The sequence below is a fragment of the Commensalibacter papalotli (ex Botero et al. 2024) genome, from assembly GCF_947179115.1.
GTDB lineage: Bacteria > Pseudomonadota > Alphaproteobacteria > Acetobacterales > Acetobacteraceae > Commensalibacter > Commensalibacter papalotli.
In genome coordinates this window covers 52,474-70,554 of sequence record NZ_CAMXCI010000004.1, presented here as the reverse complement: position 1 = coordinate 70,554, position 18,081 = coordinate 52,474, and the positions used below count along the sequence as shown (strand labels likewise).

13 protein-coding genes are annotated in these 18,081 nt (G+C 36.7%); 8 read left to right on the top strand and 5 right to left on the bottom strand.

Features of this window, described 5'->3' with window-relative positions; translation table 11 throughout:
* Positions 1-44: 44 nt before the first annotated feature.
* The 6 genes from larC (at position 45) to QMN76_RS08215 (ending at position 12,204) form a co-directional block, all read left to right on the top strand.
* Positions 45-1,307 (top strand): nickel pincer cofactor biosynthesis protein LarC, encoded by a 1,263-nt coding sequence (gene larC / locus QMN76_RS08240; RefSeq protein WP_034338285.1) that lies wholly within the window; start codon positions 45-47, stop codon positions 1,305-1,307.
* A gap of 116 nt (positions 1,308-1,423) precedes the next feature.
* The gene (locus QMN76_RS08235; RefSeq protein WP_034338282.1) at positions 1,424-1,915 is read left to right on the top strand and encodes a DUF3576 domain-containing protein; all 492 of its coding nucleotides are present in this window, start codon (positions 1,424-1,426) and stop codon (positions 1,913-1,915) included.
* A gap of 24 nt (positions 1,916-1,939) precedes the next feature.
* Positions 1,940-4,552, top strand: a complete 2,613-nt coding sequence (gene leuS / locus QMN76_RS08230; RefSeq protein WP_282023489.1) for a leucine--tRNA ligase — start codon at positions 1,940-1,942, stop codon at positions 4,550-4,552.
* Positions 4,549-5,262, top strand: coding sequence for a hypothetical protein (locus tag QMN76_RS08225; RefSeq protein ID WP_051461926.1), 714 nt, complete (start codon positions 4,549-4,551; stop codon positions 5,260-5,262). Before leuS ends, QMN76_RS08225 begins: the two co-directional genes overlap by 4 nt.
* 18 nt (positions 5,263-5,280) lie before the next feature.
* Positions 5,281-6,345 carry a DNA polymerase III subunit delta gene (holA, locus tag QMN76_RS08220; protein WP_282023488.1) on the top strand — a complete coding sequence of 355 codons (1,065 nt, stop codon included), beginning with the start codon at positions 5,281-5,283 and terminating at the stop codon, positions 6,343-6,345.
* 702 nt (positions 6,346-7,047) lie between these two features.
* On the top strand, positions 7,048-12,204 hold the full coding sequence (locus QMN76_RS08215) for an nSTAND3 domain-containing NTPase (protein WP_282065965.1): 5,157 nt from the start codon (positions 7,048-7,050) through the stop codon (positions 12,202-12,204).
* A 232-nt stretch (positions 12,205-12,436) separates the two neighbouring features.
* Here QMN76_RS08215 and QMN76_RS08210 read toward each other — a convergent pair whose 3' ends face one another.
* Genes QMN76_RS08210 through QMN76_RS08200 form a run of 3 tightly spaced genes read right to left on the bottom strand, consistent with a single transcriptional unit; the run spans position 12,437 to position 15,505 of the window.
* Positions 12,437-14,893: a DUF927 domain-containing protein gene (locus QMN76_RS08210; RefSeq protein WP_282023486.1), complete on the bottom strand. Its 2,457-nt coding sequence runs from the start codon at positions 14,891-14,893 to the stop codon at positions 12,437-12,439.
* The gene (locus tag QMN76_RS08205) at positions 14,883-15,275 is read right to left on the bottom strand and encodes a hypothetical protein (RefSeq protein WP_282065964.1); all 393 of its coding nucleotides are present in this window, start codon (positions 15,273-15,275) and stop codon (positions 14,883-14,885) included. Before QMN76_RS08205 ends, QMN76_RS08210 begins: the two co-directional genes overlap by 11 nt.
* A 2-nt stretch (positions 15,276-15,277) precedes the next feature.
* Complete coding sequence (locus QMN76_RS08200) at positions 15,278-15,505, bottom strand: helix-turn-helix domain-containing protein (protein WP_282023484.1); 228 nt, start codon at positions 15,503-15,505, stop codon at positions 15,278-15,280.
* A gap of 178 nt (positions 15,506-15,683) precedes the next feature.
* Between QMN76_RS08200 and QMN76_RS08195 the strand changes: the two genes are divergently transcribed.
* Both QMN76_RS08195 and QMN76_RS08190 read left to right on the top strand, forming a co-directional pair.
* On the top strand, positions 15,684-15,815 hold the full coding sequence (locus QMN76_RS08195) for a hypothetical protein (RefSeq protein ID WP_282023483.1): 132 nt from the start codon (positions 15,684-15,686) through the stop codon (positions 15,813-15,815).
* 2 nt (positions 15,816-15,817) lie between these two features.
* Complete coding sequence (locus tag QMN76_RS08190) at positions 15,818-16,117, top strand: hypothetical protein (RefSeq protein WP_282023482.1); 300 nt, start codon at positions 15,818-15,820, stop codon at positions 16,115-16,117.
* A gap of 6 nt (positions 16,118-16,123) precedes the next feature.
* Here QMN76_RS08190 and QMN76_RS08185 read toward each other — a convergent pair whose 3' ends face one another.
* Positions 16,124-16,873 carry a hypothetical protein gene (locus QMN76_RS08185; RefSeq protein WP_282023481.1) on the bottom strand — a complete coding sequence of 250 codons (750 nt, stop codon included), beginning with the start codon at positions 16,871-16,873 and terminating at the stop codon, positions 16,124-16,126.
* Positions 16,863-18,068 carry a tyrosine-type recombinase/integrase gene (locus QMN76_RS08180; protein WP_282023480.1) on the bottom strand — a complete coding sequence of 402 codons (1,206 nt, stop codon included), beginning with the start codon at positions 18,066-18,068 and terminating at the stop codon, positions 16,863-16,865. The genes QMN76_RS08185 and QMN76_RS08180 overlap by 11 nt, the downstream gene beginning before the upstream one ends.
* Positions 18,069-18,081 lie beyond the last annotated feature (13 nt).

Here is an 18,081-nt window from a genome sequence, read left to right as displayed (position 1 = left end):
GTAATTAAAATACTGTTAATTTAAAGTAACGAAAGAATTATTCGGTGAAGATTGGCTATCTAGATTGTTTTGCAGGAATGAGCAGCAGCAGGTTTATTGGTGCTCTGGTTGATGCTGGGGTGCCACAAGAAATTTTGCACGATGCATTGCAAGCATTAGATGTTGGTGCACGGTTAGATTTAATGCGTATTAAGCGCAATGGGATTGAAACAACCAAGGCTCATATCAGTCTTACTTCTAAAGATACTGATTTGGAATCGATTCCTTATTACGAGCTACCAATTTTCGTAGATAAATATTCTGCTCCTGAAGATTTGCAGTTACTGAGTACGATTATTGCATTGATCTCCAACGCAAATCTATCTGAAAAAGCGAAAGATCTCGCTATTAATTGTTTTACTTATCTTGCGGTGGCAGAGGCACAGGTGCGTGCTTTACCCATAGAGGAAATCTATTTTCATAAAATTAGAGCCTTAAATACTGTTGTTACAGTGGTTTTGTGTTGTACAGGGTGCGATTGGTTAAATATTGATCAATGGTATGCGTCTCCTTTAAATGTAGGATCTGGTATGTTGAAATACCCACAAGGCTCTTTACCAGTACCAACGCCTGCGACATTACAATTGTTGGGTGATGAAACTCCTATTATATCCTCTGGTCCGCAAAAAGAGTTATTAACCTCTACTTGTGCAGCATTAATTAAAGCATTAAATGTTTGTTTTTCCCCGTGCCCTCCATTATGTATTGACCGTGTTGGTTATGGAGCAGGAAGAATAGAATATGATAATCTTCCTAATTTTTTAAGACTATGTATTGGTCACGTAACAGACGGCAGAAAACATAATATCGATAATAATGTTGTTATAACTCAAGCAGAATTTACAAATCTACAACCAGAACAAATTGAGATTTTACAGCAAGAACTTTACCAAAAAGAGGCGCAGCTTGTTTATATAATGCCTATTTTTACGACGAATCAAGTAACACATAAATTAGTTATTGTTTCTTTACCTGAATTTGCGACCTCTATACGGCATCATTTATTCTCTCAAATAGCGTTACATACAGTGCATTGGCGTACAGAGCATTACGAAGGATTAACGCATTATGATGAGTTGGTATTAAGCCCTTGGGGGAAAATCAAAGTTCAGGTTGGGCAATTATTAGATAATAAAATTATTTCCGTGATTCCAGATTTGCAAACTTGCCAATCTGTTGCTCAAAAACATGATTTACACCCTGATCAGATCAGTAAAACAGTAAAAAGACTTTTTTTAACAGCAAAAAACTCATATTATAAAGAATAAAGATTTAAAAAAAGATTTAAATTCTGTATAACGAACGGCAATATTATTGTAACGTTTTTTGTAAAAATCATCAACGTCAGATCACTGATTTGGTAATAGTGGAGAGGCCATAACCTATGAATTTTGTATCCTCATTGTCGTTTTCTCGACTTTTGTTAGTGGCAAGTGCTTTGTCTTTAGGCCTTGTTGCTTGTTCAAAAGATAAAAAACAAGACAACTTGGCATTTCCAGACCAACGCTTAGTGGGAGTAGATCGTTCTGCTGTGGGGGGTGATGACAACTTGCAAGGTGGTGTAAATGCGTATTTATGGCGAGGTGCTGTTGATACATTATCTTTTATGCCTCTTTTGTCTGCTGATGCAGTAGGGGGAACTCTTGTAACCGATTGGTATCAACCTGTTCCTGCTAACAAAGAACGTTTTCAGATTATTTGTGCAATCTTAGATCGCCGCTTGCGTTCTGATTCAATCAGCGTTGTTGTTCATAGACAAGTTCAAGAAAATGGTCAGTGGGTTGATGCGCCAGTAACAGCGAATACAGCTTCAGACATTACCAGCAAGATCCAAGTTCGTGCGCGTGAGTTACGTGCCGATAAATATAAAAAATAATTAACAGATACTGATTAAAATATTATGAGCGACTCTTCTTCTTTTTCGTATAATTTCCAACACACAGAACCATTTTGGCAACAAGAATGGGAAAAGCGTCGCTTGTTTGACGTTCCCAATGTTCCTGACCCTAATTTGCCCAAATACTATGTCCTAGAGATGTTTCCATATCCTTCGGGGCAATTACATATGGGCCATGTGCGGAATTACACACTGGGGGACGTGGTTGCTCGGTATAAGCGTGCCCGTGGATATAGTGTTTTACATCCTATGGGATGGGATGCTTTTGGATTGCCTGCTGAAAATGCAGCAAAAAGCCGTGGTGTATCACCAGCAAAATGGACAATGGAAAATATTGCTGCGATGCGAGCAGAGCTCAAACGTTTGGGCTTTTCGTTGAATTGGGATCGTGAATTTGCAACATGCCAACCTGAATATTACGGACAGCAGCAAAAATTAATTCTTCGTTTGATGAAGGAAGGCTTGTTGGAGCGCCGTGAAAGTTGGGTTAATTGGGATCCAGAAGATCAAACAGTGCTGGCCAATGAGCAAGTTATTGATGGAAGAGGTTGGCGTTCTGGTGCGTTAATTGAAAAGAAACAACTCTTTCAATGGTTCTTTAAAATTACCAAATTTGCCCAGCCTTTGTTGGATGGTTTAAAAACATTAGATAATTGGCCAGAACGCGTTAAAACCATGCAAGAGCGCTGGTTAGGACGTTCAGAAGGCGCAAAAGTTCTGTTTACTTTGGATCATGCACCATCTGATTTCGAAGAAGCTTTACAATCCGTTGAAGTCTTTACCACTCGACCAGATACGTTATTTGGAATGGCGTTTTTAGCGATTTCTCCTGATCATCCAATCGCTGCAAAATTGGCTAAAAGCAACCCTAAACTTGGTCAGTTTATAGCAGAATGCCACCGCATGGGTACTTCTGAAGAAGTTATCGAAAAGGCAGAGAAAAAAGGCGTGGATACAGGCTTGCAAGTCATTCATCCTTTTATACCTAATCAGAAATTCCCTGTTTGGATTGCTAATTTTGTGTTGATGGATTATGGCACAGGTGCTGTTTTCGGATGCCCATCAGGCGATCAACGTGATATTGATTTTGCCCGCAAATATAACCTTGCTTTTAAAACCGTGGTGATGCCGCAAGGTGAAGATCCAACACAATTCGTGGTTACAGACAAGCCACATGCGGGTGATGGTGTATTAATTAATTCCGATTTCTTAAATGGTTTGACGATTGCCAAAGCCAAGAAAGCAGTGATTGCACGTTTGGAAGAAATGGGCATTGGTGAAAAGATTGTTAATTGGCGTTTACGGGATTGGGGATTATCTCGTCAACGTTATTGGGGCTGCCCAATTCCTGTAATTCACTGCCCAACTTGTGGTGTTGTGCCTGTTCCAGAAGATCAATTGCCAGTGATTTTACCAGAAGATGTTGATTTTTCTTTGTCTGGAAACCCTTTGGATAATCATCCGACCTGGAAGCATGTTGACTGTCCAAAATGTCATGGCAAGGCACAAAGAGAAACCGATACCTGTGATACATTCGTTGACAGTTCTTGGTATTTTGCACGTTTTACGGCACCGCATTCCTCCGATCCAATTGATCATGAAGCGGTAAACCGCTGGATGCCAGTCGATCAATATATCGGTGGGATTGAACATGCTATTCTTCATTTGCTTTATGCACGTTTTTTTACCCGTGCTTTAAACACCATTGATGAAGTGGGAATGCAAGAGCCTTTCAAGGCATTGTTTACCCAAGGCATGGTAATGCATGAAAGCTATAAAGATGCTGCGGGTGAGTGGTTATCCCCTGATGAAATCAAAAAAACAGATGCTGGTTTTGTAACCCGTGATACTGGCGAAGCAGTTATGGTTGGACGTATTGAAAAAATGTCCAAATCTAAGAAAAATACGATTGCGCCTTCTGCGATCATAGAACGTTTTGGTGCGGATACCGCGCGTTGGTTTATTTTGTCTGATAATCCACCAGAACGGGATATGGAATGGACAGAAGAGGGCGCTGTTGCAACCTCTCGTTTCTTGCAACGTCTATATCGTGTTGTGTCTATTATTGCACAAGATGTTCCAGTTAATGTTTCTTTGCCGGAGCAAATTGCACAAAGCGCAGATGATTTGCGTCGTATGACGCATCGCACCATTGTGGCTGTGACAGAGGCATTGGATGGGTTTGCAATGAATGTGGCGATTGCCCGCTTGCATGAGCTGACAAACGCAGTTGCAGATGCTGAAAAGCAAGCCAAAGAAGTCGGGATGGATTTTGCCCGTCGTGAAGCAGCTTATATGTTAAGCCTATTATCTGGACCTTTGGTTCCGCATATGGCCGAAGATATGGTGCGATTACTTGGTGTTCAAGAATTGGTTGCACAAACCCCTTGGCCAATAGCTGATGATGCATTGTTGGCGGCAACACGGGTTATCATTGCGGTGCAAATCAAAGGGAAATTAAGGGCAACGATTGAGGTTGCTCCTGATATGGATAAAGATGCTGTTATAGAGCTGGCACGTTCAGAAAAGGCAGTTGCGAAATTCTTGGATGGGAAAACTATTATTAAGACCATTCATGTTCCTAATAAAATCGTTAACTTTGTGGTAAGCGGATGAAACGAATTAGTCAATTATTAAAGACCTCTGGCGTATTGTTAGGGATTGGAGTGATGTTGTCAGGATGTGGATTTAAACCCATGTATGGCAAAAGCGCTAATCTGGATGTAAATAGCGAATTACAGAAAATTTATGTTCCTGTATTGTCTGACCGTTATGGACAGCTAGTGCGCCAATCATTGCAACAAAATCTTGCTGGAGCAGGACCCGAAGATCCTAAAACGTACCAATTGGATGTTTCTCCAAGCTTAAATGAAGAGGCAATTGATATTCATCATGATAACTCTTCTGGTCGTGCAAGAATGATTGGTAGGGCACATTGGGCACTAAAGACCATTTCTATCAATCCCGTTGTTATTGCGCAAGGTGATGCACAGGCAATGGACGGATATACGGTAACGTACGAGCAATATTTTGCACAAAGTCTAAATGACGAAACAGCACAAGCGCGTGTTGCTAAAAATTTAGCCGATGAAGTAACCCAACAGGTTGCAACATGGTTCAGAAATAACGATACTTATCAAACCAAAGCAGCAACACCAGATACACCAAAGCCCAATTATATGTTACCAAGTATGAATCCTGGTACAAACGGTGCTGCAACGCAAAGTGCTGGTTCTGATGGTTTCCCTGCGATGGCAACGGGGCGAAATACGATGATTCCTGTAGGTATGGATAATATGAAACCAGAAGATGCACCTGGTAATTAATAGTGTTGGATTATTATTATGAAAATAGATGCACGAAATATTATGAGTCTTTTACAAGGCCCTATAAAATTTCGTGTCTATTTGATTTATGGTGAAAATAGTGGTTTGGTTCGTGAAAGAGCAAGCCAACTTGTTAAAAAAGTTGCAGGTCGTTTAGATGATCCTTTTCAAATTTGTGTACTAAATAAAGAGAGTCACGAACGATTGAGAGAGGAGGCAACAGCGCTTTCTTTAATGGGAGGACAGCGTGCTATTTGGGTTAGAGAAGCTGTAGATAGTCTTAATAAGCCTTTAGAATTATTTTGTAATCTATACCCAACGGATATTATTGATCCATCAAGCTTTGATTCTATAATTATTATCGAGGCTGGCAGTCTGTCCCCTAAATCACCATTACGTATCTTAGCTGAAAAACATCCGCTTATTGCTTCTATCCCTTGTTACGCAGAAACTGGACGCTCTTTGGAAGAGACAGTTCGTTTTTTATTAGGAAAAAAGAGAATTGGATCAGATGCTTTTCGTTATTTAGTTGCGATTTTAGGAGCGGATAGGGCCCTTATTCGTAATGAAATAGAAAAATTACTGTTATATGTAGGTCAAGACTCAGAAATTACTCTTATTCATGTGCAGCAAGCAATTGGAGATGCTGGAGAATATTCTGTTGATGATGTTGTTTATGCAGTTATGAGTGGTCAAACAGCAATCGCTGACAAAGCCCTTAATAAAGCCCTTAAAGAAGGGGTTAATATGATTGCTTTGACGCGCAGTTTATTACAGCACACAGATCGTTTATTACAGGCTCGTTTTTTATTAGAGGAAGGGACACCTGCAAAACTAGCGATTTCTAAGTTAAGTCCCCCTGTTTTTTTTAAACGAACGGACAGTTTTTTAAAAGCATTAGATAGTTGGAATTCTCAATCCTTGTCATTGTTATTGCGTTATGTGCAAAAGCTGGAATATTTGTGTAAACAAACAGCAACCCCCGCAGAGGTTTTATGTCAGCATTTTATGTTAACGGTTTCTGGGTATGTTCAAGGTAAAAAAATATCATTAGATGAACGCAAGCTCTTTTCAAATTTATAAAGACAGGTTACAAGAAAGAATGTGTCTGCGTAGCTCAGCAGGATAGAGCACAGGATTCCTAAACTAATTGGGCGCTTTATAGGGAAACGATAAAGTGGATCCGCTCAAATTCGGGGAACGTTTCGGCGATCTTGCCATGCCAATCCCGAGCCAAGCCCTGTTTACAGGGAAGGTGTAGAGACTGTACGGGTGGTGCCTACGGGATTTTATCCTAGGGTAAAGAGACAGTCCAGCTTACAAACATTGTGCCAAGCACAATGGCGATGAAAATCGTAGTGAGATGAATCCTGGGGCCGTGGGTTCGAATCCCGCCGTGGACACCATTAAAATCATTTAACATATTGATTTAATTATATATTTTATGATATAAAATAGATTGACCCATCATAGAACCCATCTTATGTTATTGGATAATAAACTATTCTTTGTTTTATTATTTTGATTTGATATTGTAATATGATTATCAAATCATTTGGATAAGATAAAGGACTAGATTTTATCATGTTAGCTCCCACAGAAAACACATCTGGATCTGGTTTTAATTATGAAAGTGATATCGGTGTGCTTTATTTGTTGGCTTTATTGCAACAAACAAAGGCATTGGGATGTGATGGTAAAGTTACCCATGTGGCAACTCAGCAAAGTAGTTTTGATAATCCATTGGATGATCTTGTTATTACATGGAGGGATGCATCTGATCGGGTGGGGACAACCAGTATTCAAGTCAAGAAAACATTAAGAATAAGCAGTGCTGAAACGAATGATGATTTCAGATTTATTATCCAAGCTTCTTTTGAATTATTTCAGCAAGACAATTTTCAACAGGATTTAGATAAATACGGAGCGGTAACTAAAAATATTACTGGCACAGGCCTTCAAGATATTCAAAGCCTTATAGATTATGCTAAATCTAGTAATGAGTATGCTCATTTTGAAAAACGCTTTGCACCAAAGGGTCATACCAATAAAAATGTAAAAAAAATTCGTGAAGATATCACTATTATTCTAAAGGAAATAGATGATCAGATTTCTAATGAAACAGTTTATCTGTTTTTGCGGAATTTGATTGTTTTTGAATATGATGCTGATCAAGATCGTATAAGAATTCAAGAAGAGCTTAAAAAACATATTCCTAATGATGAAAATTCATATTCATTTCTTTTTGATCTTATTCGTAAAAAAGCAGCTTTTGCAGTTAAGCAGGATCGTAAGTCTTTTATAAATGAGTTATCTAAACACTATAAATTGACTGAATCTCCATGCTTTAAAGCGCATATAAATGCGATTATGCAAATCACGCGAGATGCGGTTGGTTCAATCACGAATACAATTGGTAATGTGACTATTTCTCGTGAAAAATATATCATTGATATTAAAAACAAATTAAAAAATAATCGGCTTGTTCAAATTACAGGTTCACCAGGTGTGGGAAAGTCAGTTTTACTTAAAACACTTATTGAAGAGTATATGCAGCAAGGTTGTGTTTTCTTTTTAAAATATGATCGGTTGTCAGGCAATAGTTGGACACAATATGCTCAACATCATCAAATTCCTTGTTGTGATTTAGAAGAGCTTTTAATAGAAATCAAAGCATGTGGGACACCTATTTTGTTTATTGATGGAATTGATCAAATTCCCAATGAAAATAGAAATGTTGTTCTTGATATTATTCGGCAGATTTTGGCAAGTGATCGTTTATCTGATTGGAAGATTCTGACGACTATTCGCGATATTAATATAGATGAAGCTAATCGGTGGATTGGTAATCTTTTATTAAATCAGCAGCGAGATGACGTTTCATTAGATGTTTTTGATAATGATGAATCTGAAGAGTTAGTAAAGCAATTACCCTCTCTTCGTGAGTTATTATATACCAATGATACCAATGATACCAATGATAATAAATATGATGTAAATCAAATAGTAAGGTGCCCATTTTTTATACGTATTGTTGCAGAGATGGGAATAACTAATACTATTCGATCAGAATTAGAGTTAATGGAATGTTGGTGGGATAGAGCAGGTTATGATGCTAGTGGTCAGGAGCGTAGAAATAGACAACAGAACTTACGTATTATTGCTGAAATTAAAATTAAAAATCTGAGTGAGGATATTTTATTAACGCAATTAAATGATATAAATATTGATGGGTTAGTGAGAGATAAAATTATAAAAGAGAACGAGAAAGATGGAACAATTGATTTCTCTCATAATATATTTCTTGAATGGTCTTTGTTTTATTTTTTACAGCAATTTAAAGGTCAATGGTTAGACAAAATTATTGAATTCAATCAACCTCCAGCAATCGCACGTGTTATTGAGTTGATGGCGCAAGATACTTTTAAAAATGAATGTTGGGGAAAACAGTTAGAACAATTTAAGAAGACTAATCTTTCCAAATATTTTATAAATAAAAATGCAGTAAAAGAAAAGTTTAAGGATACAAACCTATCTTTATCGTCTGAGGCGGGTATTAAAGCGTTTGTGGATATTTTTCTTGCTGAGGAATTGCTAGCAAGGGAAAACTCTGCTCATAAACACAATACAGGTTTTTTACAAGTTCGTAGTCAGTGGTTAAGATGTTGGTTACTTGGGCCGATTAGAGACCCAGCTTGGTTGGTTAGTCATAAAGAATATATAGGCATATTATATGCGAATAATTTCCAGTTGTTTTCCTATTTATTAACATGGTTTCAAGCGGATAAAACAAGACCACATCCAGCACTAGGCAAACAAAATGTAGCTTATGATATTGCCATTCCTTCTGATATTTATCTTTGGAGTAGGTTTTTACAATATTTGTTACAAAATATATCTGCTATTAATGCAAGGCTATATCCCGATATTTTAAAGATATTCTCTATATGGCAGAATTTATTATTAAATATTAAAAATCCTATATTGGATAATATTTACAGAGTTGTTTTTTATTGGTTGGATGAGATAGAAAATTATAAAAACATTGAAAAATACAAACCTATAAAAAATCCAAAAGAATTCAAAAATTCATTGATAAGCTTTATCTGTATAGCGGCATATAATGACAAAACTTATATTGAAAAATATATGCAGGATCAGATTAAGAAAGGGATAGATCAAGATGAAACTATTAAAGAGTTAATTAAATTTTCTCAAATTTTAGTACAAACAAGCCCTGATTTATTGGTTGAGATTTCTTTGACGTATTTGAAAGAACCCTTACCTTCAGAGTTATTACAACAAGATCATGCTTATTATGATCGGTATTTTAGAAGAGGAGGTCTTAATCCTTTTGAAACAGAACTTTCTTTAAAACAGCAAGGCTATTTCCCACCATCTATTACGTATGAACCTTTTGCATCATTATTTACATATGCACCAGATAAAGCTCTATTTTTGACTGCTGAACTATTAAACCATGCGATTACTGCATGGAAAGAAATACAGGAAATGAAAGAGGTTCATCCTATCCCAATTGAACTCGATTTCCCTTGGGGAAAACAATGTTTTTGGGGGAATGGGGATGAATATGAATGGTATATTAACTCACCTGGAAATGGTCTTATATCCTCGATGCTAATGATGTTAGCGAAATGGGCTTTTGCAGAATTAGAGAAAGGGGTGCCTTTTGATGATTTGGTTAAACAAATTCTACCTAATCATCAATCAATAGCAATATTATGTATTATTTCTGTTCTAGCTTTGGAAAAAGAGGTTGTTTCAGAATATATGTTACCCTTGTTAACGAATGTAAAACTGTTAAATTGTGATCGAAATAGATATATAACACAGTTAGCGCCATTATATTTACCATTTCCTATTTATAAAAATCCTACGAATGTTGTTGAAGTTATTCAACAACTTTACAATAAACAAGGTCATAAGCGTTGGTTAGAAAATTTGTTACCTAAATATATAGTCTCTACTTACCAACAAAAAATTATAGCAGGATTACAATATTCATTAGATAATTTATTATTCGATTATGAAGAGCAAAAAGAAGACACGAATTGTAAACAGCAGTTAGAAATTGAGACAAAATATTATGCAAGTTTTATAGACTTGAATAACTATAAACTACAAGAAAAAGAAGATCAATTTTTAATACATTATATTAATCCAGAAGCACAAAAAGAGGAAAATCAAGAGAAAATACAAAAAAGTAACAATCATATTTTGTGCGTAACTATTTTAAATTTAGTAGATCAATATTTTTCAACATTGAATATAATTGAAAATATATTTGATAATCCAGCATTTCATTATGTTCAGACAATTGATTATACAGACCTTTTCATTCAGAATACTTTTAATCAATATGGAGATGGTGATATTAAGCAGGCAAATAAGCAAAGTGCAGTTGCAGCCCTGGCATCTTATGTTCTTTGCGCGCGTGAGAGTTTTTCAGAGAAGATAATAAAATGGGCAAAAGATGTTATTCAACACGCACGGCACTATCCAATCAGTGCATATGAAATTAATACTTTAGGGCAAGGGGGCATTCCTTTCCACGTAACATCCTATGTAATTAGAGCAATAATAGCTGAGATAAAACATACCGATGATCAAGATGTTCAAACGTATAATAACTTACTGAGCGCCTTAATTCCTTTTCTATATCATCCAACAAATACAATTCGTATTTTAGCAGTTCAGGAATGTTTTAAATTAAATAATCCAAAATTAATATATGCCGTTTTGTGGGGATCTTTGCTTTTATCTGAAGATGATTTAATGATAAAATTATATCATGCAGAATATAAAAAAGATGCTACAAAATTATATAAAAAACATTTAATTAAAATCATAAGATTTTATCGATCCAGTGATGGTCTAATTCCATCTCTATCTCTTCCATACCCTTCTAATCCTTGGATTAAAATACCAGAAGGATATAGAGAATCACAGTGGAGAGAAAATGATTTTGATTGGAGATTAAATCCTAAGAACTGGGATTATAAAAATATAGCACAATTGTTGCAAGCTCTACCCGTTGAGCTAATGTTAATGCATTATAAACAACCATTTCTAGAATTTGTTGATCACCTTTTAACTTGGGCAATTGAAAGGGTTGAACCTTCTTGGGCAACTGATGAGGAGTTAAGGAAGCTATCACAAGAAAATATAGATCAAAATATAACTGATTTATTGGAATCTTTAGGATCGTTAATTGGGAATATATGTGGATTACTACCCATTAATGAAACAAAAGAGCGATTTATTGAGCCAATTTTGAATCTAAAAATGTATAGTGATAGTAGTTTGGAGATATATCAAGAGTTTTTGCAGACATACAGTTTAGAATATATTTATTTTTCTTCAAAGATAGATACTAATGCTTATGAAATAATAAAATTATGTTTAGATAGATTTTTACAATTGCCAGAGTTGAATAAAAATACTTTGTATCCTCAAAATCTGAGTGGATTTTATAAGCCATATATCGCTCAATATTTGATGTTTATCCCTCATACAGAAAAGAATTTACAAGCAAAGCGGTATATGAATGGGCAATGGTCAGAGTTTGAAAGATTTTTACCTATTATTGATTATTATATCCATAATGCAGGCCATGTGAATCAAATTATACATTATTTCCTTGATCTTTGTTCTCAAGCAAAAGAATATTACTCTGTGGAGAAATTTGTTAATCAAATATTAGCTCTAATTAAAGAGGATAAATACTTACATTGGGATAAGTATAATATTTATGCAAGAATATCTGATTTGATCGAATATTATCTCGATCAACAAGATGAGTTAAATAGTAATACTCTTCAAAATATTTTAATGATCATTGATTGGTTAATTGATCATGGTGATAGACACGGTGCAGCACTTCAAAAAAGCTCTATATTCAAAAAAAATTACTCTGAATAATAGTTGTTAACTATGAAGTGAATATAATAATTTTTCTTTTATTTTCCTTGGGGAAGCTGGGGAGCGTGGGGAGAGGTTTGCAAGATATTGATTTATAATGATATTTTTTTGATTTGTCTTCCCCAGTGCTCCCCAGTGAATATTTTGACTGGGGAGGGAATGAATGGCGGTATTCTGCCAATTCCCCAGCCTCCCCACGCTCCCCAGTGGTTTTTGTTAGTTTTAAATTAGTTTATTCATACTCCATTATACTGGCTTTGATGTGATAAATGCGTGTTAATCCCATCGTTGGGATCGTCAATTTATAGCTGGGTCGCATCGTTTCTTTACATTCTAATAAATCTTGTTTTTTTAATGCTTTTGCGATTTCCTTAGCATTAAAACCCTTACAAACTTCCTTTTCCCAATTTTGTGCAAGAATTAAATAATCGAACACGCTGTTTGTATTTTTCTTTTTATACCCAACGCGGTGGGGAGTTCTGTCTGTATCGGCAAAGGTCATATCGATAAAGCGATTGGCTCCATGCGTTTCAAGATAGTGTTTGATATGCAAGATCATTTGTTTTTCTTCATGTTCTTGCATATTGGGGTTGTGATTAACCCAGTCTTTGAAGCATTGTTCTATGGATTGTCTGATCATATCTTGATCAAAAGGGAATATTTGATATTCTACGGCCAGCAATCCTGCTTGTTCAATCAAAGCACAACGCTGGGCAATGGTTCTGATCGTACCATCTTTGCTGGTTGTATGGCTGGATAAGAGCTCTTGCGTGCGTTGTTCGATACTATTGGTTAATTCTCGTTTGAAGTGTTCCTCATTGCGTTGACTTACTTTACACAAGGCCTCGATAAAAGCCAGTCCAACCGTGCCATAGCATTTAGAGGATTGTGTTTGTAAATATGATGCAAATAACCCAGCTTCTTTAAACGCATGGATATTCTCAAATAACCCCATATTAGCACCAGCATCGGCTGGGATTTCCATAAACCTGACTTTCTGTCCCATTTTGCTGGATCGCTGATCCTCAGCCATCTTTTGATCTAACGTAACTTCTCCAGAGGATAAGAATAGTGACCGCCATGTTTTCACAGAACGTGCATTCCCCAATTGATTGGCTCTGCCTTTACCAATCCCATTGGCCAGCATATAGATAATATCCCCGATTTCTTTGGCTGAGGCTTCTCCGAATTCATCCAAGATCAAACATAAATCAGAGGTTTCATTGGCAATCCCTTCCAATCCATTGCCTGTATGTCGCCAGCTCCTGACTTGCCCATCTCTGGCACCTTTCCCCCAAATGGAGGCTGCAACAAATAACGCTGTGCTTTTGCCTGATTGGCTTTTACCAATAAGATGCAATCCACCTCCAGTGATATTGGTAAGTTCCAGTAAACATCCAGCCAAGGATGCACAGGCAAAGAAGATCAATCTTGAATTACCAACCAAATATTTCCCAATTTGTTTCTGCCAGTCTGATAAGCTGCCAGATTGGGTAAAGAGTTGCCCTTGATGGATATTCCCAGTTTGTAAGATTAGGTTATTATTTGTTGATCCGATGACTTTCCCATTCGGCATCATGAACAAAGCTTGGTTGTTTAGATGATGCCAGCCTGTTTTATGCGTGCTGCGTAACAGGATATTAATCTTTACTTGGCTGATAAAATTCAATAACAACTTACGCCCAGCAATGAGGCATGCCAGTCCTTTGCCTTCCAGCGTGGCAGCAATCTCATTGCCATTCGAATGAATTAAACTGCGTGGAATAGAATAATGATGCTTTGTACAAGAATTTTGATTTGTCCAAGCAATATATAACCCACAATTAGCCCCATACTCATCCTCTGTAGCACCTAAGATCGTAAAAGGATCACAAATCTTTATAGGTAAGGCATCTTCTTTATAAGGGTTAGTATAATATAACCCATCTTTATCCATTTGATAGCCACTGGGCATCATGATCTTGATGGGTTTTTCGATCGTGTGAGCATTGTTCAATAAACGGTTGAGATATTCGTTTGCTGTGAATGGTTGCTCATTATTGGCTGCCTTGTCTTGTTTTTCTTTCAAACATTCCTGAGGAACAGGATCAGCCAAATCCCATCCATTGGGTAAATTTGTTGGTAAAATAACTTTACGAAGGGATTGAATGCCAATCCCATATAAAATCTCAATAAGATCGCTTGCATATTCTTCTCCTGCTTGATCGTGATCTGGCCATATGATGATGGATTTATCTTTTAAGACTGACCACTCATTGCGATTGGCTCCTTGGCTACCTCCTTGTGAGGTCATCACGACATAATCAGGGAATAAAATCAGTGCGGTATTGGTTGTCTTTTCCCCTTCAACGATAAGGATGGGATCAGTTGGACGCTGTGCAAGGATCTCCAAGCCATATAAAGGCAACACTGAATTAGGTTCTTTAAAATGCCATTGGGTTTGATCTTGTTTATTTCCATGCTTATCAATCCATACGCGGTGACCATATGTCATGGGTAAGAAGTCTTTCTTACCGTCCTTTTTCTCTATACGTAGCCTTGCCATTAATGGCTTGTTATTTGCATCACGATAAACCCACATCTTTGACGCAAATGATGGTTTCTTGGGTTCGTGTGATGCTGGAATGATCGGTTCCCAGATGAGTTCTTGCTCTGCACAAATTGAGGGTGAGTTGACTTTATCCAACATGACGATGCTCCTTCAATCCAAGAAGAGCCGAGATCTTACGTGCTGCTTTGCTTTGTGTGGACTGGTCTAGATAAGCCAAGAGTGCAATTAAATCCCCACCACGATCAGAGGTTGCAAAATCTGCCCATTGCCCTGAATGCATGTTAATCCGAAAAGATCCTAAATGCTGATCATGCCTTGTCGGATTTAAGGCAATATATTCATGCTGTCTAACAATCCCATTGGGGAGCCATAATTTTAATAGAGAGTAACTGTGTACTCGTGCCTGTTCTTTGATCTCTTTATAATCAATCAAAGGTGTGTAAGCCTTGGCTTTTAACGCAGCTCTTGATTTAGATTTAAAACGAGCATTAAAAGAATTAGTTTTGATATGAACACTCATCATTACACTCCTTTACGCTGAGTTGAGGAATGATCATGAAGTTTAGGGAGACTATGAATATAGGCTTCAATAGAGGCATAAGGGATGCGGGTATTGCGTCCAATTTTGATGGCTTCTAACTTGCCAGCTTGTAATAAGCGATACAGATTTGCCCGTGAAGTGCTTAAATATGCACAAGTATCTTTGATGCTCAGTAAAGACATCGGATGATAATAAGTTTGTTTTGACATTATGAACCTTTCTGAGATGAAATGTGTCAATTAAAGTTGAACAAACTATAAAAAATTGCTGATTTGAATTTTAGAGACAAATTTTTTGATTTTTTGTCTCTAATTTTATGATTTTACTTTTTGGAAAAATAAATTATAATAAACTATTGATAATAAACGATATTAATGGATTATTATAATGGCACGACCTTCTATCTGCACAAAAGAACTTATGGATTGTATTTGTAAGCGAATCGTTAAAATAGAAGTTACTCCAGAACTTAATTTGAAAAATAATCAAATAAACCAAAATAAAGAATGGAGCGTATAAAGATGCGTGGTGGGTATAGAGAGGGATCAGGACGTAAAAAAGGATCTAGTCATAAGGTTTCTTTATCAACTATTCAAGAGATCATGCAAAAAGAAGATTTTCAAAGTCCTTTAGAAATCATTCTGAATATTATGAACCAAGCTTATAAGAGCGAAGATTATAAACTTGCTTTGGAAGCTGCCAAAGGGGCTGCTCCTTATCTGCATGCACGATTAAATGAGGTGAATGCCAATATCCATCAAATGAAGAAAATACAAGAGATGAGTGATGATGAGTTACACTATATTGTTAGTGGAAACTAAACTATATTATTTTGTATTATTCTGTATAAAATTTTCAAAAGCCGATAGCTTAGGATATCTTTTAATTGCCTTAATAATAGCATCATTACTTACGTTAATAACATTTGCGAGTTCAAGGGATTTTTGGATCAAAGTAATAATGGGTGAATCTATCCATTTTATACTTTGTTTATGCAGGCGGTAATTTCCAAAACAAACAATCATATACATTAAAAAAATTGCATCATGATGCCAAAAACGAACCTTATTTATATCCCATTGGAGAGGAAACATTTTATCAATTTCATCAATATTTTTTTGTATATTTGTAAATACATCTAATTTTGTTTGTTCTTCTATTATATCAACATTCCGTAAATGTGGATTGTTTGAATTTAAAGTTTTCTGAACTAATGCAATAGCACTGGGTAAGTGTTTTTTTAATGTATAAAAACTATCCAATACAATTTCAGTATCTCTATGTTTTGGAGCGGCATCCATACCTTTAGTAACACGCATTATATTTAAATAACGTGTATATTCTTCTACTTCTTCTTCAGTTAGTTCAAAAAGTAATGATTTAAAAAGAGTTGCAACTTTTTCTGAAGGAATGACATTTCCTTCTAAAATCAAGCGATTGGTATCTTTCTCTCCTGTTGGAATATAAGTCTTTACTTCTATTCCCGTAAGAATATCCTCATTTTGAGCAGATGAGCATAATATATACTCCCGAATGGGAACTTTTAATTCAAAAACATCCTCATTATTATTTTTCATTTTCGTTTCCCTGATAACAATACTCAGCCCATTGTTGCATCATGTCACATCTTTTGACAAATAGATCCCCACGACGATAGGCAGCTTCTACTTTATTAGCAATCGTATGAGCCAATGCCATTTCTGTGACATCTCTTGGCCAGCTGGTCGCTTCTCCACACCAATCCCGAAAAGTCGATCTTAATCCATGAATGGTCACTTCTTTGGTGTTGGCTGCGTGATGTAAGGCTTTGGATAAGGCAACATCAGATAAAGCTTTGCCTGTTTTAATACTGGGAAAGATAAAGCTATGATGATCTTTTTTAAACGCTTCAACTTTCTTTAAAATTGTTATGGTTGGAGTTGATAAAGGCACGCGATGTTCTTTACCTGTCTTCATACGATTGGCTGGAATTGTCCAAATGGCTTGATCACAATCAATCTCCTCCCATCGTGCGAAACGCACTTCACTGGAACGCGAAGCACATAGGCATAAAAACTGCACAGCCAGCGCACTGATCCCATTAGACTTTTGCAAGTTAGCAATCACAGGTTGGATCTTTTGCCATTCAATGGCTGCGTGATGCTGGACTTTAGCTACTGAGGAGGGCTTAGGGAGAATATTGGATAAATGCCCTTTCCAACGTGCAGGATTATCGCCTTCACGATAATGGTGCGTTGTTGCATAATCTAAAATACGTTCTATTCGTCCACGAACACGATCGGCGGTTTCTGTCTTGGTTGTCCAAATAGGCTTTAATATTGCTAGAATATCATCTGTATCAATGGATGAGATGATTTTACTACCAATGGTAGGATAAGCAATGCGTGATAAAGAGCTTCTCCAAATCGGTGCGGATCTAGGATCTTTCCAGCCTGCTTGTTGTTCCTCAATATAGCGTTCGGCAAGTTCTGCAAAATTTGGAATTTGTTTTTGTTTCTTTGCTTTGGTTTTGAGTTCCAAAGGGTCAATACCATCTGCAACTTGCCTTCTTATATCAATGGCTATTTGACGTGCTTTGGCCAAAGTAAGGATATAAGCTGATCCTATACCGATCTCACGACGTTTATTCGTGGTTGGACTGAAATAACGCACAGTCCAGTGACGTGCTTGCCCTTTGATGGTTAAATAAAGATTCCCACCGTCGCCATGAACGCCATCACAAAGACCATCAATCTTACGAACATTCAATTGACCAGCTGGCATGCGACTCATATCATAACCCACC